The sequence below is a fragment of the Agromyces sp. Y182 genome (assembly GCF_059445385.1).
The window spans coordinates 1267460-1287993 of sequence record NZ_JCAIUF010000001.1; the positions used below are offsets into that span (position 1 = coordinate 1267460).

The following is a 20534-nucleotide window of genomic DNA, read 5'->3' on the forward strand; positions in this document are numbered from 1 at the left end:
TCTGCCCGTTCGGGCAGCCACTCCTGCACATGCGGGTAATCGGAGTCATCGCCCCACGACCTCCGGCCAATACGCGCCGAACTCGCTCTCGACCACGAGCCGGCCGAGCTTGCGGTACTCGCGGTGCACCGCGATCACGCAATGCTTCATGAGCACGGTGCCGCGGTCGGCGGCGGCCAGATACGCGGCGGTCACGGCAGCAGAGCGGATGCCGCCGCCCGCGAGCTCGAACGACCGCCCGAGGAACACCAGGTCGATGTCGTCGGCCCGCCGCAGGTGGTGGCCGAGGCTGCGATCCCAGAGGCGCGTGCGCTGCGAGGCATCCGGCATCGGAAAATCGACGATCACGTCGAGTCGGCGGGTGAACGCCTCGTCGATGTTGGCGCGCAGGTTCGTGGCGAGCACTGCGAGGCCGTCGAAGGTCTCCATGCGCTGCAACAGGTAGGCGCTCTCGACGTTCGCGTAGCGGTCGTGCGAGTCCTTCACGTCGCTGCGCTTGCCGAATACGGCGTCGGCCTCGTCGAAGAGCAGCACCGCGTTCGTGCCGGCGGCCGCCCGGAAGATGCGCTCGAGGTTCTTCTCCGTCTCACCGATGTACTTGTCGACGACGGTCGAAAGGTCGACGACGTACAGGTCCAGCCCCAGGCCCCCCGCCACGACCTCGGCCGACATCGTCTTGCCGGTGCCCGAGTCGCCCGCGAACAGGGCGACGACGCCGTGCCCGCGGCCGCCGCCTGGTCGCATGCCCCAGTCGCCGAGCACCTGCTCGCGGTGCCGCGCCCGGAGCTCGATCTCCTGCAGCGCGTTCAACGGCCCGTTGGGCAGCACGAGGTCATCCCACCCCACGCACGGCGCCACCCGGCGGGCGAGCCGGTCGAGTGCCGAAGCATTCTCGGCACGCGCGCCCGCCGCCAGGTGCTCGGCGGTGATCACGCCGCTCGGCGTGAGCGTCGCCTGCGTGCGCGCGGTGACGGCCGCGCGCTGCACCTGCTCCGGCCCCAACCTGAACGGGCCGGTCGCCTCGGCGACGTCGAGCCCGTCGGCTGCGGGCCCGAGCGACGTGCGCCACAGCTGCGAACGCTCCTCGGTCGTGGTCGGTTCGACGTCGGCCATCGCCGGCAGTTCGCGACACCAAGCCGGGTCCCAGGTCGAGTCGCCGATGAAGACGGTCGGCTGCGGCGAGTCGGCGAGGGCTTCGACGAGGGCCGCCGAGATGTCAGCGGTCACCGGCGCCGCGATCAGGCCGACGTCGCGCAGGCGGGCCTCCCGGGTCGCGAGTCGGGCGAGCGCGAGCGCGTCGCGGTCGCCGCCCAGTCGCGCGAGGTCGAGTTGCACGACGCCGAGCCCCCGCGAACGGATGCCGCGAACCGCTACCGCCTCACCCGAGCCGGTCGCCGACTCTCGCAGGTAGACGAGCCGGATGCCGGCGGCGAGCGCCTGCGTCACACGACTCGAGTCGCCCCAGTCGACGGACGACGGCTCGCGCAGCACCCCCTCCAGCGAGCGATCGGCGGTGTCGTCACCCAACAGGTGCCCGACGATGCGGTCGGGCACGCGTACGGCACGCCCGGGCAGCGGGCGGTCCTCGTCCTCGACGATGACGAGCCCGCCCGACACGAGCGGCCCCGAGATGAGCCGTGCCCGGTCCTCCGCCGACGTCAACGGCACCCCGCAGAGCTCGAGGGCCACGCCGACCGATGGGCGGCGTCGGCCCACATCGTCGTTGAGGTATCCGAAGAACCGCTCGAACCGTTGGTCGAGGTCGGCCGCGAGGGCGATCACGAGCAGGTCCACGTCGATCTGGCTGAGTCCGAAGGCCTGCGCCAGGCGGCGCAGGCGAAGCGGATGCCCCGCCGCCTCGGCCATGTCGGCGTTCTGTTCCGTCGCAGCAAGGCGAGCCGAGGCATCCGACCACGCCGGAATGCCGGGAACACCGGCCAGCAACCGGTCGATCATCTCGTCGCTGAGGTAGAGCCCCCTGAACGGGTCGTCGGGTTGCGGATCGACCGCACGCCGAGCCGCCACGAGCCGGCGGATGCGATCCTCGATCGCTCCGATCCGCCCCAGCAGGTGGGCGATGCTGGGGTCGCCGATCATCTCAGCCCTCCGACGATTCACCGCCGGGCATCGGCGGCAGATCGGATGCCCGGTGCGCGGCGCTCTCGTCGATGCCGAAGCCCGGCGCGCTGAACTGCGCCTCCACACCCGCAGTGACGGGCGGCCCGGCGGGGTATTGCAGGCCCCTCGCGACCGGAGCGGTGATCACCAGATCGAGCGACGGTTTCAACTCGCCGCCGAGCGACGACCAGACATCGGCGAACGCCCGGTCCTCCGGCGGCGGCTGCGCGACGCTCAGCGAACAGGGCAGCCCGGTCTCGGCGAGCGTCGTCAGCACGTAGGTGTCGGGTATCGCGTCGAACCGCAGGAAGCACCGCAGCAAGGCATCGAGCAATCGATGCTCGTCGTCGGGTCGTTGCGTCCACGCGGTCACGAGATAGGAGAGTTTGAAGTAGCGCGGTGCCGGCGTGCGATGCGTGACGAGACCGCGTTCGTCGCGCTGCTCCGTGAAGCCGTATTCGCGTCGCTTCGTGTCCTCCCTGATGTCGTAGAGGAAGAGGTCGACGGTCGGCGCATTGCGTCTGGCCGCCCAGTCCTTCGTCGGAGCATCGAGCGCGATGTCGATGTCGGCGGCGATGCCGTCGGACGCCTTGACGAGGGCGCGGATGGCGTCGTCGATCTCACCGATCATGCGTTCAGTGTGGGATGCCGCGGGGGCGCCGCACCCCGTGCTCCGGGCACCCGTGGGGGCAGCCGTGGGTTCCTCCTCGGGCATGCCGGCGACGGCATCCGGCCGGAGGAGCCCTTCCGGCCGGAGGAGCCCTTCGCGTCAGATGAGGCCTTCGCGCATCGCGTACGCCACGGCGTGCGAGCGGTTCCGAAGTTGCAGGCGCGTGGTCACGTCGTGGAGCACGTTCTTCACGGTGCGCTCGGAGTACGAGAGCCTGGTCGCGATCTGCGCGGTATCCCAGCCCTCGGCGACGAGCTTCAGCACCTCGATCTCACGCGAGGCGAGCCCGGTGAAGGTGATCCCCCGCGGATCGAGCACGGTGCGCTGCAGACGGCCGACCTGGTCGAGCAGGCGTCCGAGCAGGTCGGGCGGAACGGTGCCCTCGCCGGCCGCGGCCGAGGAGATGACCGAGATCAGTCGCTCCGTCGTGGCATCCGATCGCCTGACGAGGCCGACCACGCCGCTCTCGACGGCACGAACGAGATCCTGATCGTCGAGGTGCGAGGCGATCAGGATGACGCGGGCCTCGCCGTTGCGGCGCACGAAGCGAAGGGTGTTCAGCGCCTCGTCGTCGACCGTGTCGACGACGACGAGCACGACGTCGGGCGGCTCGTCTTCGGCCGGGCCGACGACGCGCACTTCGGGGCGCGGTCGCAGGGCGCTCGAGACACCGGCTTCGGAGATGGGGTCGCGCGCGTACACGCGCACGGTCGTTCGAGTCATGAGATCCTCCAGATTCGAGGCGGAGTGATCGGCTCCGCCGAAGGGGAACGAAGCGAGTCTGTCTGGGCACGCTCTTCGCGCACTCAACGCACTCTCAACGGGCAACATCGCTGCGCGCGCGCACGCTCGTCCGGGCTCGAGTCGCCGCATCGAGCGGAGCTACCGTGAAGTCATGCCCACTGGTCCTGCCCTCCGCGTCGGCGACGTCGCCCTGTGCGCGCTCGTCGATGGGGTCACCCCGCATGTGGGCGGGCCGATCACGCCGGCAGCGGGCGCACTCAATGTCATGATCGGCGGGATGCCGGCCGCCGTCGCGAACCTCGTACCCGGTGGCATCGCCTGCGCGTCGCCCGCACCGAACGGCATCGCCCAGGGCAGCCTGACCGTGCTGATCGGCGCCTTTCCCGCCGCTCGCGTCGGCGACCTCACGATGCACGGGATCCCGATCGCGCCGGGACCCGGCGCCGTGAACGTCATCATCGGGGGGTGACGTGGCCCAAAGGGCAGCAGATCTGCCCCGATGGCGGGTCGGAGGGCCGACGCGAGCTCCGGTGCCTCGCCGTAGCGTCGGAGAATGGCCACGGTCGCCGACATCGAGCCCGCGTCGCTCGCCGTCACCCCCGGACAGGCGGGGGCCTTCACGCTGACCGTTCGGAACGACGGCGATGAGGTCGAGGCCTACCATCTGTCGGTGGTCGACGACGCAGCCGACTTCGTCGAGATCGAACCCGACACCCTGCTCGTGCACCCCGGTGAGACCGGTACCGCCACGGCGACGATCACCCTCCCGTACTCCGGCCGGTGGTCGGTCGGGGATCTGGTCGTGCGGCTCCACATCGTTCCCGCGGTGCGGCCCGACGAGTTCGTGGTCGTCGAGGCCCTCGCCACGATCCAGTCGTTCACCGACGTGGCCGCCGTGCTCTCGCCGCCAGTGCTCCAGGGCCGGCGAAGCGCCGACGCGGAGATCGCGATCGCCAACGCCGGCAACTCGCACACCGATGCAGACGTCGCCGTCTCCGCTGGTGAACTCGTCGTGTCGATCGATCACGCGCGGGTGGCTCTGCCTGCCAACAGCACGGAGAGCGTGGACCTCGATGTTCGCGCCAAGGGCCTGCTGTGGCGAGGTGAGGCCGCGCAGCATCCGTTCGTCGTGACGGTCACCCCGCAAGGCGAACAGTCGATCTCGCTGAACGCGACCTTCACGCAGCTTCCCCTCCTTCAGGGATGGACGTTCACGGCCGCGATCGGCCTCGCCGCGGCTGCGGCGCTCGTGCTGGTCGTGTGGCTCGGCGCGATCACGTGGAATGGCTTGACCGGCAATCCCACCGAGGCTGCGTCTCAGTCCGCCACGGAGACGCCGACACCCGAGCCCGTGAATGTCGTCGCCATGGACGTCGCATTCGAGAACGAGACCGTGAAATCCGGTGACCCGGTGATCGCCGTACTGGCCCCGGAGGTCGAAGGCGCACCCGATGGCGCCCGGCTCGCCGTGGAAGTCGAGTGGCCGGAAGGCCTCACCGTCAGTGATGACGACTGCACGGGATGGGTCGCACCCGACGGCCGCGAGGCCGACCCTGCGCTGCAAGGCCGGCCGCAGTCGGGCGACGAGTGCCTGATCGATCCCGCGAGCAGGGGCGGCGACGCGGAGCTGACCTTCGCGACCCAGCCGTCGGGAGTCACCGGGGAGGTGAGCGCCGAAGCGACGCGCATCGTCGCGATCGAGGACGGCGAGGCGACGACCCTCGAAACCGGCGCCGGATCGGACTTCGGCGAGGCGGTCGCGATTCCCATCGCGCTCGAGCCCTACCCGTTCTGGTTGGAAGTCGTCGACGCCGAGTTCACCGAAGGGGGGCCGGATGCCGCGGTCGTCATCCACCGGACCCTGCTCGGCGACGGAACCGACGAGCCGGCCACGATCACGTTCCAGGTGGTCGCACCGGCCTTCGTCGAGGGCATCGACGACACTCAGGGATGCAACATCCAGCTCGACCGCGAAGCATCGACCTGTACCGTCTTGATCGACGGTTCCAACGACCCCGAGAACGTCACCCGGCCGATCGATGTGTGGTTCGAACCGAACGACGCCCGCGGCGTCGGAGCGGTGAACGTGCACGGCGTCGCGCTCACGATCGGGGACCGAGACGTACCGCCGACCGAGATCGACCAGTGGATCCGCGACGCCGATGGCCTGCTCGTCAGCGAGAGCCTCTTCGGGGTAGACGTCAGGTTGGATTCGGATGACGACGCAGCACAGGGCGAGCGCGTCACCGCGACGATCGACGTCAGCGCCTCGGACCTTCCGGCGGACGTCGAGTCCTATCACGGCGGCTCCTGGACGCTCGGACTGGAACTCACGTGGCCCTCGGGGCTCGTGCTCGACGGGCAGCCGGCCGGGTGCACCACGTTCGTGGGTCGCCTCTGCACCCTGCCCGGCCCCGACCCGGGCGAGAAGGCGACGGTCACGCTGTCGTTCACCGTCGACGACCCCTTCGACGGCGGGGAGATCGGGGCGAAGGGCGCCACCCTCACCTACGATCCGACGACCAGCGCCGACCGCAGCGATGGCCGTGAACAACCGGCGATCAGCGTCCCGCCGCACTGGATCGGCAGCGACGCCGAGACGTTCCCACTGTGAGCAGTGAGCGGTCAGCGGCGAGCGCGAGCTACCGGGCGGCACCGGTGGTGTGCGGCCGGGGCGCCCACGCCGGACGTTCGACTCCCGCGAGCGACCAGACCGCGAAGGCCGGGCCGTCGGTCGAGAGACCGACCCGACGGTCGGATGCCTCGAGCAGCACGTCGCCGTACCGGCGCGCCGCGGCATCCGCTCCGCCGAGCGCCGCCGCATCGAACTCGAGTGTCGCCGCCGCGCGCGCCGCGAACACGAGCACGCACTCCTCGGCCGACTCGCGCACGAACGCGACCGCGTCATCGCCGACGGCGAGCCACCGAATGCCGCCGCTCGCGAGCACCGGATGCTCACGCCGAAGGCGCAGCAGCGTGCGATACGTCTCGAGCACGGGAGCGACCTCGGGCGAGGCTTCGCTCCCCCACGGCATCGGCGTGCGCGAGGCCTCGCCGTCTTCACCCGTGAGGCCGAACTCGTCGCCGGCCCAGACGACCGGGATGCCGGGCAATGTGACGGCGAGCCCGAAGGCGGCAGGCGCCGTGCCGGGCCGCGCGCTCGTCGCGAAGCGCGGGGTGTCGTGGGTGTCGAGCGCGTTCATCGTCGCGAGCCGGGTGCGCCAGGGAAACCCGGCTGCGAAGCGCGTGTGCGCAGCGTGGAAGTCGCCGCCGGTGAACGTCGGCACCCGGTCGAGGGCGAACCCGATGCCGCCGGCGCCGTGGCTGCCCGGCTCGAGCAGCCAGCTCCAGAGCGGGCGGGTGAACGGCGTGTAGGTCATCGCGCCATGCCACGCGTCGCCCTGGAAGTCGCTTGCGGCGTCGTTCGTCGACTCGCCCAACAGGATGGTGTCGGGGTTCACGTCGAGCATGGTGCGGTGGATCGTCTGCCGCACCTCGGCGTTCAGGTCGGCGGCCCCGAGACGCCCGGTCATGTTGGCGACGTCGATGCGCCAGCCGTCGAGGTTGAACGGTGGCGCGAGGAAGCGCGCGACGACCGAGTCGCGGCCCTCGATGAAACGGCGACGCAGCTCGGTCGAGCTCCAGTCGAACTTCGGCAGGCTCGGCACGCCGAGCCACGACTCGTAGCTCGATTCGTGCCCGGAGCCGGTCGAGGGGTGGAAGAAATAGAAGCCGCGCTCGGGCGAGGCCGGATCGGCCTGCGCCGCACGGAACCACTCGTGCGCGTCACCCGAGTGATTCGACGTGAGGTCGCCGATGACTCGGATGCCACGGGCGTGCGCCGCCTCGACGAGCCGCACGAGTGCCTCGTCGCCGCCGAGCAGCGGGTCGACGAGGTCGAACGTCGTCGCGTCGTAACGGTGATTCGATCGCGCCGGGAACACCGGCGTCAGGTACAGCAGGTCGACGCCGAGCGACGCGAGGTGGTCGAGCTTCTCGCGCACTCCGTCGAGGTCGCCCCCGAAGAGCTGCTTCGAGCGCCCCGGATACACCGGGTCGAGGGGCTCGTTCCACGCCGCGGGGATCGCCCACTCGGGCAGCGCACCCTGCTCTCTGAGCTCGTCGAAGGGCGCCGCGCCGGATTTCGCGAACCGATCGGGGAACACCTGGTACATGACGCTCGACGCCGCCCACTCTGGCGCCGGCTCGTGCGAGACGAGCTTGAAGTCGTCGTCATCGCGCGTCTCGATCGACGACAGGCCGAGCTGGTTCAGCCAGTGCTGGCGGCCGTCTTCACCGACCAGCAGCCACCGGTAGCCGTGCACGGGGTTCTCGACCTCGACGGCGGCCTCCCACCACTGCCAGCCGTCGATCGTCGCGACCACGGATGCCTCGTCGAACCGCGGCTCGTGGTTCGGGTTCGACCTCGTGCCCGCCCACGAGAGCGGCCCGAACGACTCGGGCACCCGCAGGCGCACGAGCACCGTCTCGCCGAGCGCGGGACTCGCATTCGACACGTGCAGCGGGGATCCGTCGTGGTGCGGCTTCAGCATTCCTTCACCCTTCCATGGCCCACCCACAGCCCCATCACCCACCCACAACCCCATCACCCACCCACCGCCCCTGCAGGCACCCACCACCCATGCAGCAATTCAGGACGGGAGCGGCGTGTCGCGAGCAGCGTGGTCGATACAGTGGCGCGACACGCCTCCGCACCTGAATTGCTGCGGGGGGGGGGAGGGGGGAGAGGGGGACGCGCCGCACGCAACGAGCAGGCCGCGCCACGCGGCATCCGCTCGCCTATTTGACGGCGCCGGCGGTGAGGCCGCCGACGATGTACTTCTGCAGGAACAGGAACAGCGCCACGACCGGCAGTGCCGCGATCACCGCGCCGGCCGAGAACGCGCTCCAGTCCGCATAGCGCGGGTTGGAGACGAGCTTCGTGAGGCCGACGGCGAGCGTCTGCTTGTCGGTGTCGATGAGCAGTACGGATGCCACGACGAACTCGTTCACCGAAGCGATGAACGAGAGCAGCGCCACGACCGAGAGGATCGGGGCGACGAGCCGCAGGATGATCGTGAAGAAGATGCGCGCGTGGCTCGCGCCGTCGATCTTCGCGGCCTCGTCGATCGACGCCGGCACCGTGTTGAAGAAGCCGTACATGAGGTACGTGTTCACGCCGAGCGCGCCGCCGAGGTACACCATGATGAGGCCGACGTGCGTGTTCAGGCCGATCGCCGGGAACCAGTCGCCGATCGCACTCATCAGCAGGAAGATCGCGACGACGGCGAGCAACTGCGGGAACATCTGCACGACGACGATCGAGATGAGGCCGAAACGGCGACCCTTGAAGCGCATGCGCGAGAAGGAATACGCGGCGAGCGCCCCGAGGAACACCGTCAGCACCGCCGTGATGCCCGCGATCATGAGCGTGTTGCCGAACCAGGTCAGGAACGGCACCTGCGGGTTGGTGAGGATGCGAACGTAGCTGTCGAGGCCGATCTTCGAGAAGAGCGCGTTCGACCCCGTGAGCGTGCCCTGCGGGTTCAGCGACGATGAGATCACGAACACGATCGGGAACAGCGAGAAGATCACCATCACGACGCCGACGATGTGGCGCCAGCCCGTCGCGCCGAACCAGCGACGGAAGTTGAACGGCTTGCGAGGCAGGCTCGGGCGGCCACCGCCGCCGCGTGGCACGACGACGCTCGCGCGCGTCGAGGCATCCGCGAACTCGTCGATCTCGCCGGCGATGAGACCGGTCTGGGTTCCGGGAACGGGCTGCTGGGCGGCCATCAGTTCAGCTCCTCGAGCGACTTGGTGCGACGGAACGCGATGACCGCGATCAGGGCCACGATGATGAAGATGATGATCGAGTAGGCGCTCGCCAGACCGTAGTCGCGAGTCTGCCCGGTGAACGCCACCTTGTAGACCATCGAGATGAGGATGTCGGTGAAGCCGACGGGTATCGGCGCATTCGAGTCGCGCGGCCCGCCGTCGGTGAGCATGTAGATCACGTTGAAGTTGTTGAAGTTGAACGCGAACGACGCGATCAGGAGCGGAGCGACCGAGACGAGCAGCAACGGCAGCTTGATGAGGCGGAACACCGCCCACGGTTTCGCGCCGTCGACGGTCGCGGCCTCCTGCAGCTCCTCGGGGATCGACTGCAGCGCACCGGTGCACACGAGGAACATGTACGGGAAGCCGAGCCAGAGATTCACGAGGAGCACCGAGAACTTGGCGAGCACCGGGTCGGTCAACCACGGTATGGATGCCCCGCCGAACAGCACCTGGTTGATGAAGCCGAAGCTCTCGTTCATCATGCCGGCCCAGATCAGCGCCGACAGGAACGACGGGATCGCGTACGGAAGGATCATGAGCACTCGGTAGTACTTGCGCCCCTTCATCCGCATGTCGTTGAACACGATCGCGAGGAAGAGGCCCAGGAAGAACGTCGACGCGACGGAGATGAGCGCGAACGCGAAGGTCCAGAGCGTCACGTAGACGAGCGGACCCGCAAGGCGCTCGTCGGTCACGGCGCGCACGAAGTTGTCGAAGCCGACGACGATCTGCCAGCCGGGCAGCAACTGCTCGCCGTCGTCGGAGGTGAACGCGCCCGTACCGACGTCGGAGTACACGGTGCCGGTCTCGAGGTTCGTCATCGTGCCGGCGGCCTCGTCGTACTCGAGGTTCGAGAGGTAGAGGTAGGCGCTCGAGCCGTCGGGCGTGCGCAGCGCTCCGTCGTTCGGGTCGTCGGAGAACGGCACGGCGAGGGCGGTGATCTCGTCGGTGCGGGCGATCACGTCGGCGAACTGCAGGGTCGTCCATCCGTCGACTGCGACGGCCTTGCCGCCCTCGACGTCGGCGTCGACCGGGGCGAGGGGCTGGTCGTTCGTGCCGACGAGCGCTTCGCCGTCGGGATCCGTCACGAGCAGGCCGAGCGTTCCGCCCTGATCGACGACGGTGACGGGGTAGGTCGGCGAGTCCTCGACGCGCAGCAGCGACGAGGCCATGAGCGACGAGACGGCCTGTTCTTTCGAGCCGTTGTGGCCGGTGCCGTAGTTCGTGAAGGCGATGTAGCCCGTGTAGACGAGCACGAAGACCTGGAACACGACGAGGAAGATGACGCCGGGTGCGAGGTACTTCGCGGGGAGCTTGCGCCGTGAGAAGTAGATCCAGTTGACGATCGCGGCCACGACGGCGACGATCGCCGCGACGAGCCACTGTTCGGCGGTCGCGAGGATGATGACGGCGTAGATCGCGATCGCGTCGACGATGCCGAGCATCAACAGCTTCAGCAGCAGCATCTTCAGCCCACCGGATGCCGCGTCGGCGATGTTCGCCGCCCGCCGCTGCTTCTTCGTCGGCTTCTGCGGCGTCGCCGCCGAGACCTCGTCGTCGATTCCCGTCGTCATGCCTTCGCTCATCCTGTTCGTCGCTCGAGTGGCGCGGAGCCCTGTTCGTTGGTCGAGTAGCGCGAAGCGCGTATCGAGACCGGCCGGTGGCCGAGAAGCGAGCGTATCGAGACCCGCGGGTCTCGATACGCTCCTGCGTCGCTACGCGACCACCGGCATCCGATCAGTCGTTACTCGCCGATCGCAGCCTGCACGTCGGCGGCAAGCTTCTGCCACGTGGCGACCGGGTCGGCACCGTTGATGATGTCGGCCTCGGCGATGCCCCAGTACTGCCAGACGGCTCCCATGGCCGGGATGGCGGGCATCGGCACGGCCTCGGCGCCGACGGCCGCGAAGCCGGCGACGATCGGGTCCTTCGACGCGGTCTCAGCGGCAGCCGAGAGGGCGGGGAGCACGTTGCCGGCCTTGAAGAGCTCGAGCTGCACGTCTTCGGTGCCGATGTAGTTGACGAGGAAGTCGTTCGCGGCGACCTTGTTCTTCGACTCGGACGAGACGAAGAAGCCCTTGACACCGGCGAACGGCGACGCGACCTCAGCGGTCGGGCTCGGCACGGAGTCGATCGCGACGTTGATGCCCGCGTCGGTCGCAGCGCCGACGTTCCACGGACCGGTCAGCCAGAAGGCCGCGGTGCCGTCGATGAAGGCCTGCTTGGCGATGTCACCGTCGATGTCGGTGTTGAAGACGCCCGTGCCGTTCTTGCCCTGGCTGCCGAGCCACGTGGCGAACTGCTCGCCGCCCGCGTTGCCGATCTGCAGGTCGCTCGGGTCGTAGCCCTCGTCGTTGCTGCCGAAGACGGGAGCGCCGAACGCGGTCTGGAAGGGGTAGAGGTGGTACGGGTTGCCCTCGGCGCCCTGCTCGACGACGAACGGCTGCGCGAGGCCTGCGGCCTGGCCCTTGGCGATCATGTCGTCGAAGCTCGTCGCGGCGTCGGGGATGAGGTCGGCATTGCGGAGCACCGCGATGTTCTCGACCGCGTAGGGGAGCATGTAGACGGTGCCCTCGTAGGTCGACGCGTCGATCGCGACCGGGAGGTAGTCGGCGGCCGAGTCGCCGAGCTCGATGGGCGCGACCACGCCGTTGGTCGAGAGCTCGCCCAGCCAGTCGTGTGCACCCATCGTGATGTCGGGGCCCTTGCCGGTCGGCACCTGCTGGATGAAGTCGTCCTTGATGTCGGCGTTGTCCTTGCCGACGAGTTCGACCTCGACGCCCTTCTCCTCGGAGTAGGCGTCGGCCGCGGCCTGCAGTGCATCGACGCGCTCGGCGTCGACCCAGACCGTCAGCGTGCCGCTCGACGAGGCCTCGCCTTCGGAGCCGCTGTCGCCGGCGGAGCAGCTCGCGAGACCGAGCGTCGCGATGACTGCGACGGCCCCGGCAGCGAGGAGGCTCTTCTTGTTCACCCTCATTGGTGTGCCCTTCTCAGTGTGCGTGAGATCGGCGCCTTCGCCCGGTGGATCCACCCCCGTTCCGCATGTGGAACGGGCACCGTGCCCGAAAGGCCGTTCTTCCGTTGAAATGCCCGCATAGTGCAAGCGATTACAGGTATACCTTGCGTGAGGCTCATTACCAAACCGCCCGACCCGCATTGATACCGGTTTGTAACCATCAAGTGAAGCGCCGACGCTGCAAGCGTTTCCATCACCTGATGAGATGTCGTACAGTTTCACAATGACTTCCGAATGGTGGCGCACCGCCGCGATCTACCAGATCTACCCCCGGTCGTTCGCCGATGCGAACGGCGACGGCATGGGCGACCTCGCCGGCATCACGTCGCGCCTCGGCGCGCTGCAAGAGCTCGGCATCGACGCCATCTGGCTCTCGCCGTTCTACACCTCGCCCCAGCGCGACGGCGGATACGACGTCGCCGACTACTGCGACGTCGACCCGCGCTTCGGCACACTCGCCGACTTCGACCTGATGGTCGCCGAGGCGCACGGCCGCGACATCCGCGTCATCGTCGATCTCGTGCCCAACCACTCGTCAGATCGGCATGTGTGGTTCCAGGCGGCGCTCGCCGCGGCGCCCGGCAGCGCCGAGCGCGCTCGCTACCTCTTCCGCGACGGCCGCGGCCCCGCCGGCGAGCTGCCGCCGAACAACTGGGAGTCGGTCTTCGGCGGGCCCGCGTGGACGCGCGTGCTCGAAGCCGACGGCACCCCCGGCCAGTGGTATCTGCACCTCTTCGACAGCTCGCAGCCCGACTTCGACTGGACCAGCGAAGAGGTGCGCGAGGAGTTCCGCCGCATCCTGCGGTTCTGGCTCGATCGCGGTGTCGACGGCTTCCGCGTCGACGTGGCCCACGGCCTGATCAAGGCCGAGGGGCTGCCCGACTACACTCCCCCGGTCGAGGGCGGCAGCATGGGCGGCGGCGCGGCCGCGGCATCCGGAGTGCCCCTCGAACCCGAGATCTCCGTCGAGCCCGGCGACAGCGCGCCCTACTGGGCTCAAGACGGCGTGCACGAGGTCTACCGCGACTGGCGGGCGCTGCTCGACGAATACCCCGGCGACCGCGTCCTCGCGGCCGAGGCATGGGTCGACCCGCTGCCCCGCGTCGCGAAGTGGGTGCGCCCAGACGAGATGCACCAGGCCTTCAACTTCGCCTACCTCGAGACACCGTGGAACGCCGACGCGTTGCGAAACGTCATCGATGCCTCGCTCGACGCGTTCTCCGCCGTCGGCGCACCCTCGACCTGGGTGCTCTCCAACCACGACGTCGTGCGCCACGCGACCCGGCTCTCGGTCACCGAGGCGAACCCGCAGGGTCACGGCCTCGGCGCGCGTTCGAAGGGGCTGCCCGAGTATGCGCCGGGCCTGCGCCGCGCCCGCGCCGCGACCGCCCTCATGCTCGCACTGCCCGGCTCGGTCTACCTCTACCAGGGCGAAGAACTCGGCCTGCCCGAGGTCATCGACCTGCCCGACGACGCCCGTCAAGACCCGACCTGGTTCCGCACGAGCGGCGAGCGCTACGGCCGTGACGGATGCCGCGTGCCGCTGCCCTGGGAATCCGCAGCGCCCTCGTACGGCTTCGGGCCGACGGATGCCTCGTGGCTGCCGCAGCCCGCGCAGTGGGCGGAGCTGGCGCGCGATCGCCAGCGCGACGACGCATCCTCGACACTGTCGCTCTACCGTGATGCGCTCGCGCTGCGGCGCGCGCACGACCTCGGTGCCGGCACCCTCGAGTGGCTGAACGGATACGCCGACCCGGTCGTGGCCTTCCGCAACGGTGATGTCGTCGTGGTTGCGAACACGGGTGATGCGCCGGTCGAGCTGCCCGAGGGCGATGTATTGCTCGCGAGCGAGCCGCTCGACGGGCGCACACTGCCCTCCGACACCACGGTCTGGCTCACGGCGTAGCTCGCGCCGCGCGGCGACGTGGCCCGCGCCGCGCACCGCCGAACGAGCGACCGGCGGCACCGAATGCGTGCGACCGCGCCGATCGTCAGTTGGTGTTCGCGTAGAGCCATTCGAGCGAGTCGACCTTGACACCGTCGATGCCGCCGAGGCGGATCTCGAAGTGCAGGTGCGGCCCGGTCGACATGCCCGTGTCACCGGTCGAGCCGATCACGTCGCCGACCTTGACGGTGTCGCCGGTCTCGAACCGGCGCGAGTCGTACTGCATGTGCGCGTAGACGCTCGTGACGATGTCTCCGTCGATCACGTGATCGATCATCATGACCACGCCGAGGGATCCGCCTGCGTCGGTCGAGTTCGAGACCGTGCCGTCGGCGATGGCCTGAATCTCGGCTCCGAGCCCCGGGTTGAAGTCCTGGCCGCCATGGTCACTCGAACAGCCGGCGCAGTCGCGGTAGCCGAATCGGTCGCCGATGTGCACGCCGACCGCGAATGGCCACTGGATGGTGCCGGCCGGGTTGTTCGTGAAGGTCGCCTCGGCCCGGATGCCGGCTGCACGCGCATACTCGTCGATCGTCTGCGTCTCGTAGCCTTCGCGATCGATCGTCTGTGCAAGCGTGCCGCCCGTGATCTCGACCTGTTGGCCGGGCTCGGTGCCGATGGTCGCCCGTTCGAGCGCCATGGCCTGCACCTCGGCCGGCGACAGCAACGAGAGCGCTGGTACGGATGTCGCGACGGCCAGCAGCGCAACGAATCCCATCGCCGCGAATGCGCTGGCCATGCGGCCCGCGCGGCTGCCACGCTTCACGCGGTTCCGGGGAGCAGGATGCGACGGCGCGCTCGGCGCAGGAGCCCGTCGCGCCGAGCCGTGAGTGCGTGCATCTGCGGGTGTCGCTGCCGCGCCGGTCGTGCGGCGTGGGCGATGGTCGGCGGATGCCGGCACGGTGGTCGTCGGCTGCCACGGGATGCCGTGTTCGCGCGGATCGTCCGCGGTCATCGGGGATTCGTCGCGCCCGGATGGGAACGTCGGTTCATCGAACCGCACGGCGGGCGTGGCGGGCGCCGGCACGGGCGGCCCGTCGAAGCGCACAGCGGCGGGCGCTGCCAGGGCGGCGCCTGCGGCCTCACCGAGCGGGGCCCGCGCACCCGCGGACGCCGAGATCACGGCGGCGAAGTCATCGGCCGCTGACGCACCAACACGCTCGGGAGCGGCGACGGGAGCACCCCGGCGAGGGCCGGGCGCCACGGACTTGGCAGCCTTGCGCTCGGCTCGCGACGGCTTCGGCGCACGAGAGCCCGTGTCGTGACCACGGTCGTCGCGGCGGGTGCCGCCGTGCGGCGCATCGGGCTCGTCGTCGCCGAGTCCGGCGAACAACGCGTCGAATCCGCCCCGGGCGGCCGCGTCGCGCCCGGAAACATCGAAGGCCGAGTTCCTGTCGACGGGATGGTCGACCGGTTCGGCCTGAGGTCTCGGAGCGGAAGTGGAGGGTGCTGCGATAGCGGAACGAGAGGAAGGGACGGGATCCGTCGAGGGGCGAGGCTGCGGCGACGCGGGTTCCGACGCGGGGGCCGGTACGACCAGGGCTGGATTCACCGGCCATGTCGGCGGCGCCGCAGCCGGCGGAACTCCCGGACCCTGCAGCCAAGAGACCTCCGCCGCCGCAACCGGCGGAACTCCCGGACCCTGCAGCCAAGAGACCTCCGGCGCCGCAGCCGGCGGAACTCCCGGACCCTGCTGCCAGGAGACCTCCGGCGCCGCAGCCGGCGGAACTCCCGGACCCTGCTGCCAAGAGACCTCCGGCGCCGCAGCCGGCGGAACTCCCGGACCCTGCAGCCAAGAGACCTCCGGCGCCGCAGCCGGCGGAACTCCCGGACCCTGCAGCCAAGAGACCTCCGGCGCCACAGCCGGCGCGGCCTGCCACTGGGCAGCTGTCGAAACCGAGGGCGACACCGAGCTCGCAGCGGAAGGGGTCGAACCCGTGACCGACGGCGACGGCGCACCGCCACCCGCGAGGCCGAACAGCTCGTCGAAGCTCGGCTGGCTCACCGGTGCCAGGAACTCCTGCGCAGCGCCGGCACGATTCGCCGCAGCCGCTTCGCGTTCACGCAGTTCACGTCGAGTCAGGGGTCGCTCGGGCAGCGACGGGACTTGGGTGCCTGGCGATGAACCGTCGGGCACGAGGGGGGACTCGAGCACGTAAGGGGGGACTCTCGGCGTCGTAGGGCGAACAGTGTGTTGGGGAGGTGCTCATCTCGGCATCACGCCGAGATAACGGATTGGTAAAGACTAGCCTCTCACGGCACTGCGCGCCACGTGGAATGGAGATCGTCGGATGCCTCGGCACTCGAGAGCCGCGACATCCGCGTGAACCCGGGAACGACGATCGCCCGTGCGCCGCAGGGTGGCGCCGCCGCCTACCCACCGCTCGCGTCGCATCCGGCGCATCACGCCTGCAGGCCCGCCTCACGCAGCACCGCCGCGACTTCGCCGTACAGGCCGGGGGCCGCCGCGAGCACGAGTTCGACCGTCGCGGGCCCGCCGTCGGATCCGCCGACGCGGGCGCCGGCCTCTCGGGCGATCAGCGCGCCGGCCGCGTGATCCCACGGATTCAGGCCGCGTTCGTAGTACGCGTCGAGGCGGCCGGCGGCGACAGCGCAGAGGTCGAGGGCGGCGGAGCCGGCACGACGGATGTCCCGTACTTCCGGCAGCACGGTCGACAGCACCGCGGCCTGTGCACGCCGATTCTCGGCCGAGTACGAGAGGCCGGTGCCGACGAGGGCGAGGCCCAGCGGGACATCCGCGTTCACCTGGAGCTCGCGCGTGCCGAGTCGTGCCCCGCCCCCGGTGCTCGCCTCGAAGACCTCGCCCGTGACGGGGTTGACGACGACGGCGGCGAGCGCGGTCCACGTGCGGGGCTCGGGCGGTCCGTCGACGACGGCGATGCTGATCGACCATGCCGGGATGCCGTAGAGGAAGTTCACGGTTCCGTCGATCGGGTCGACGACCCAGTTGATGCCACTCGTGCCGATGTGGCCGGCGTCTTCTTCGCCGAGGATGCCATCGTCGGGCCGAGCCTCGAGGATGAGTCGGCGGATGAGTGCTTCGGTGTCACGATCGACCGCGGTGACGACGTCGACGGGCGAGGATTTCGTGGCGGCGACGCTCACGCCCCCGCGACGCTCTTCGAGCGCGAAATCCGCCGCCTGTACGGCGATGCGTCGGGCGAGGGCGAGCAGCCCAGCGGATGCCTCGACATCCGGTGCCCGGTCGAGGCTCGTCGTTGCATCGTCACCGGTCGCCGACTCGAATTCGCTCATGCCTTCACGCTACTCGCGGCGGCTGGAACCATGAAAGCCCCGGCGAACCGGGGCTTCTCTGGTGGCGAGTGAGGGATTCGAACCCCCGAATGCTGAGCAGTCTGATTTACAGTCAGATCCCTTTGGCCGCTTGGGTAACTCGCCATCGCGCCCGACCACGTTCTGCACACAACCGGGAGCCTGTCAAGGATACCCGGAGGGGGCCGGTGCGAGAAATCGGCGCTCGGCCCGGAGACGGACCGCCCTCCGCGAGGCATCCGACGGCCTGAAATTCACGAAGCGGATGCCGCAGCGCCTCAGCTCGACGTGATGCACCTCAGCTCGACGCGCGCCACCAGGGCATCTCGGCGGTGTCGTTCTGGTCGCTCGGCGGGGTGGTGTCGTAAAGATCTGGCTGCGGCGCAGGGTCGTAGCGGCGCTCTCGCGGAGCATGCTCATGCTGCTCGTCGCGGTCCATGGGGCGAGCGGGGCCCCGCAGGCCGGAGCGCTGGATGACCCGCTGAATCGTCGCCCCGCGCTGGTCGGGGGAACCGACGTACCGGATCTCCCGAAGACCCTGGTCTTGTGCCGCCGACTCGAAAACGAAGTGCCCGTAGCCGAACACGCGACCGATCAGCGGAGTGTGCACCGAAATGTCGAGGATTCGGGAGATCGGCATGGTCGCGATGCGCTGCGACAGGATGCCGTGCACGCGGAACACCCGCATGTTGGTGATCACGAAGCGGTCCATTCGGGCCTGCAGAATGCGCCACAGCCCGTGCAGCACGAGGAAGAGTGCGAGGAAGAGCGGGAACCAGTAGAGCTGCTGCGGCACCCAGGCCAAGAGAATCAGCGCCGGCACCGCGGCGAGCACCTCGAGGATCGCGCCGGCGATCGCGGCCCAGTGCTTGCGCACCTCGTCGACGACCACCTCTCCCTCGTCGGCGATGAGGTGCCGTTCGACGCGAGGATCGAAGCCGAACACGCTCATGACGTCACGCGGCGAGCGAGGTGAAGAACCTGCCCACTGCTTCGGAGGCCGAGACGACCGCGCCGAACGCGCCCTGTACGACGTTCGCGGCGTCTTCGGGCCGGCTGATCATGTAGAAGAGGGCGAAGATCACGACCAACGCAACTGCGATGCCTTTGAGCCACTTCACGGGCGTATTCCCTTCGAGACGGCGAGTGCGGGCAAGCCGCTACCCCCGTGAGCCGGCCCCGACAGGCATTTCTACCGCACCCGGTGAGCAGAGACAACGCGCCACGCGGCGCGGCGGCCGTTCCCGCACCCGTGTTCGATGGCCGGGACGGTGCCGAACGATAGGATTCCTCCTGACTCGGCGATGCCGGGAATGAGGAGCCATGGCCGGCATCGAAGAGGTCGCGAGACTCGCGGGCGTATCGACCGCGACCGTGTCGCGCGCGCTCAGCGGCCGCGGTCACGTCTCCCCTACGTCGAAGGCGAAGGTCGAAGAGGCCGCCGCGCGACTCGGCTACGTCGTCTCGTCGAACGCGTCGAGCCTCGCATCAGGGCGCACACGCAACATCGGCGTCGTCATCCCGTTCCTGAACCGGTGGTTCTTCTCCTCGGTGCTCGAGGGCGCGCAGCAGTCACTCCTCCGCAGCGGGTACGACCTCACCCTCTACAACCTCTCCGGCGACGGGCAGGAACGTTCGAGCGTCTTCGAGCACTTCCTCCTGCGGCAGCGCGTCGACGCAGTGATCGCCGTCTCCCTCGAACTCACCGAGCGCGAGGTCACGCGACTGCACGACCTCGGTAAGCCGCTCGTCGGTGTCGGCGGCCCCATCCCCGGTGTACGCACCCTCACGATCGACGACGTCGCCGTCGCCCGCCTCGCGACCGAGCACCTCATCGGGCTCGGACACACTCGCATTGCGCACATCGGCGGCGACCTCGAGTTCGACATGGACTTCCACCTGCCCACCAATCGCCGCATCGGCTACGAGGCGGCGCTCCGCGACGCGGGCATCGACGTCGACCCGCGCCTCTTCGCCCCCGCCGACTTCACCATCCGCGGCGGCTATCACGCCGCCAAGCAGCTCCTCGGCGCCCCTCACAGCCGGCCGACGGCGATCTTCGCCGCCTCCGACGAGATGGCCATGGGATCCCTGCTCGCCGCACGCGACCTCGGGCTCGTCGTGCCGCGTGACGTCTCCATCGCCGGCATCGACGACCACGACCTCTCCGATTTCTTCGGCCTCACGACGGTCGCGCAGTTCCCCCGCGTGCAGGGCGAGATGGCGGTCGAGATCCTGATGGACGAGCTCGAACCCAGCACGACGGATGCCGCGACGCCCGCCGCGACCCCGTTGCCGTACGAGTTGCGGGTGCGCTCCTCGACGGCCCGCCCGCCGGCCTGATTCGCCGCGCCTGCTCGGGGTCGAACCCGCAAACCCCTGCTCGCGGCATCCGCTCATCGCTAAACTGGCGCGCATGGCAGATGCAACGTTCGACATCGTTTCCAAGGTCGACCAGATGGAGGCCGACAATGCTCTCCACCAGGCGCAGAAGGAGGTCGCTCAGCGCTACGACTTCAAGAACGTGGGCGCATCGATCGAGCAGTCCGGCGAGAAGGTGCTGATCAAGGCCAACAGTGAAGAGCGCGCGAAGGCGATCCTCGAGGTGTATGAGGCGAAGCTCATCAAGCGCGGCATCTCGCTGCGGGCGCTCGATGCGGGCGAGCCGTTCGCGTCGGGCAAGGAGTTCCGCATCGAGACGACCATGAAGGCGGGCATCGACTCCGAGAACGCGAAGAAGGTGTCGAAGATCATCCGCGACGAGGCGCCGAAGAGCGTGAAGAGCCAGATCCAGGGCGACGAGATCCGCGTCACGTCGAAGAGCCGCGACGACCTGCAGGCCACGATGGCGCTGCTCAAGGGCAAAGACCTCGAGGTCGCGCTGCAGTTCGTGAACTTCCGCTGAG

General features: G+C 69.3%; 16 protein-coding genes and 1 tRNA gene. 5 read left to right on the forward strand and 12 right to left on the reverse strand.

Translation table 11 applies throughout. From position 1 onward, the window contains the following. Positions 1-45: 45 nt before the first annotated feature. The 3 genes from AC1C2R_RS05880 to AC1C2R_RS05890 form a co-directional block, all read right to left on the reverse strand. A complete protein-coding gene (locus AC1C2R_RS05880) occupies positions 46-2097 on the reverse strand; it encodes an ATP-binding protein (protein WP_495379312.1) in 2052 nt (683 codons plus the stop codon). A gap of 1 nt (position 2098) precedes the next feature. Then, complete coding sequence (locus AC1C2R_RS05885; RefSeq protein WP_495379313.1) at positions 2099-2749, reverse strand: Pvc16 family protein; 651 nt, start codon at positions 2747-2749, stop codon at positions 2099-2101. A gap of 138 nt (positions 2750-2887) precedes the next feature. Beyond that, positions 2888-3511, reverse strand: a complete 624-nt coding sequence (locus AC1C2R_RS05890; RefSeq protein WP_495351581.1) for a response regulator transcription factor — start codon at positions 3509-3511, stop codon at positions 2888-2890. Between the two features lie 172 nt (positions 3512-3683). Here AC1C2R_RS05890 and AC1C2R_RS05895 point away from each other — a divergent pair, with 172 nt between their 5' ends. Continuing rightward, positions 3684-4001: a PAAR domain-containing protein gene (locus tag AC1C2R_RS05895; protein WP_495379314.1), complete on the forward strand. Its 318-nt coding sequence runs from the start codon at positions 3684-3686 to the stop codon at positions 3999-4001. Between the two features lie 84 nt (positions 4002-4085). Further along, positions 4086-6146 carry a COG1470 family protein gene (locus AC1C2R_RS05900; protein WP_495379315.1) on the forward strand — a complete coding sequence of 687 codons (2061 nt, stop codon included), beginning with the start codon at positions 4086-4088 and terminating at the stop codon, positions 6144-6146. Positions 6147-6174: 28 nt separating this feature from the next. Here AC1C2R_RS05900 and AC1C2R_RS05905 read toward each other — a convergent pair whose 3' ends face one another. The 4 genes from AC1C2R_RS05905 to AC1C2R_RS05920 all read right to left on the reverse strand — a co-directional run bounded on the left by AC1C2R_RS05905 (position 6175) and on the right by AC1C2R_RS05920 (position 12350). Further along, positions 6175-8085, reverse strand: coding sequence for a glycoside hydrolase family 13 protein (locus AC1C2R_RS05905; RefSeq protein ID WP_495379316.1), 1911 nt, complete (start codon positions 8083-8085; stop codon positions 6175-6177). Positions 8086-8332: 247 nt separating this feature from the next. Next, positions 8333-9331, reverse strand: coding sequence for a sugar ABC transporter permease (locus tag AC1C2R_RS05910; RefSeq protein WP_495353202.1), 999 nt, complete (start codon positions 9329-9331; stop codon positions 8333-8335). Beyond that, the gene (locus tag AC1C2R_RS05915) at positions 9328-10947 is read right to left on the reverse strand and encodes an ABC transporter permease subunit (protein WP_495379317.1); all 1620 of its coding nucleotides are present in this window, start codon (positions 10945-10947) and stop codon (positions 9328-9330) included. The genes AC1C2R_RS05910 and AC1C2R_RS05915 overlap by 4 nt, the downstream gene beginning before the upstream one ends. A 170-nt stretch (positions 10948-11117) precedes the next feature. Further along, positions 11118-12350, reverse strand: a complete 1233-nt coding sequence (locus AC1C2R_RS05920) for a sugar ABC transporter substrate-binding protein (protein ID WP_495351586.1) — start codon at positions 12348-12350, stop codon at positions 11118-11120. A gap of 262 nt (positions 12351-12612) precedes the next feature. Here AC1C2R_RS05920 and AC1C2R_RS05925 point away from each other — a divergent pair, with 262 nt between their 5' ends. Beyond that, entirely contained in the window at positions 12613-14295 is a 1683-nt protein-coding gene (locus AC1C2R_RS05925) for a glycoside hydrolase family 13 protein (RefSeq protein WP_495379318.1), read from the forward strand. A gap of 85 nt (positions 14296-14380) precedes the next feature. Here the strand turns inward: AC1C2R_RS05925 and AC1C2R_RS05930 are convergent, their stop codons facing one another. The 5 genes from AC1C2R_RS05930 to AC1C2R_RS05950 all read right to left on the reverse strand — a co-directional run bounded on the left by AC1C2R_RS05930 (position 14381) and on the right by AC1C2R_RS05950 (position 18749). Then, the gene (locus AC1C2R_RS05930) at positions 14381-15667 is read right to left on the reverse strand and encodes a M23 family metallopeptidase (RefSeq protein ID WP_495379319.1); all 1287 of its coding nucleotides are present in this window, start codon (positions 15665-15667) and stop codon (positions 14381-14383) included. A 1070-nt stretch (positions 15668-16737) separates the two neighbouring features. Then, entirely contained in the window at positions 16738-17610 is an 873-nt protein-coding gene (locus AC1C2R_RS05935; protein ID WP_495379320.1) for an inositol monophosphatase family protein, read from the reverse strand. Between the two features lie 59 nt (positions 17611-17669). Continuing rightward, positions 17670-17754: transfer RNA gene (locus AC1C2R_RS05940), tRNA-Tyr, on the reverse strand. A 172-nt stretch (positions 17755-17926) separates the two neighbouring features. Further along, on the reverse strand, positions 17927-18580 hold the full coding sequence (locus AC1C2R_RS05945; RefSeq protein ID WP_495379321.1) for a PH domain-containing protein: 654 nt from the start codon (positions 18578-18580) through the stop codon (positions 17927-17929). A 4-nt stretch (positions 18581-18584) separates the two neighbouring features. Continuing rightward, positions 18585-18749: a hypothetical protein gene (locus AC1C2R_RS05950; protein ID WP_495351591.1), complete on the reverse strand. Its 165-nt coding sequence runs from the start codon at positions 18747-18749 to the stop codon at positions 18585-18587. Positions 18750-18951: 202 nt separating this feature from the next. On the opposite strand from AC1C2R_RS05950, the gene AC1C2R_RS05955 reads away from it, so the two are divergent. Further along, a complete protein-coding gene (locus tag AC1C2R_RS05955; RefSeq protein ID WP_495351592.1) occupies positions 18952-19971 on the forward strand; it encodes a LacI family DNA-binding transcriptional regulator in 1020 nt (339 codons plus the stop codon). Positions 19972-20044: 73 nt separating this feature from the next. Beyond that, complete coding sequence (locus AC1C2R_RS05960) at positions 20045-20533, forward strand: YajQ family cyclic di-GMP-binding protein (RefSeq protein ID WP_495379322.1); 489 nt, start codon at positions 20045-20047, stop codon at positions 20531-20533. Position 20534: the final 1 nt, after the last annotated feature.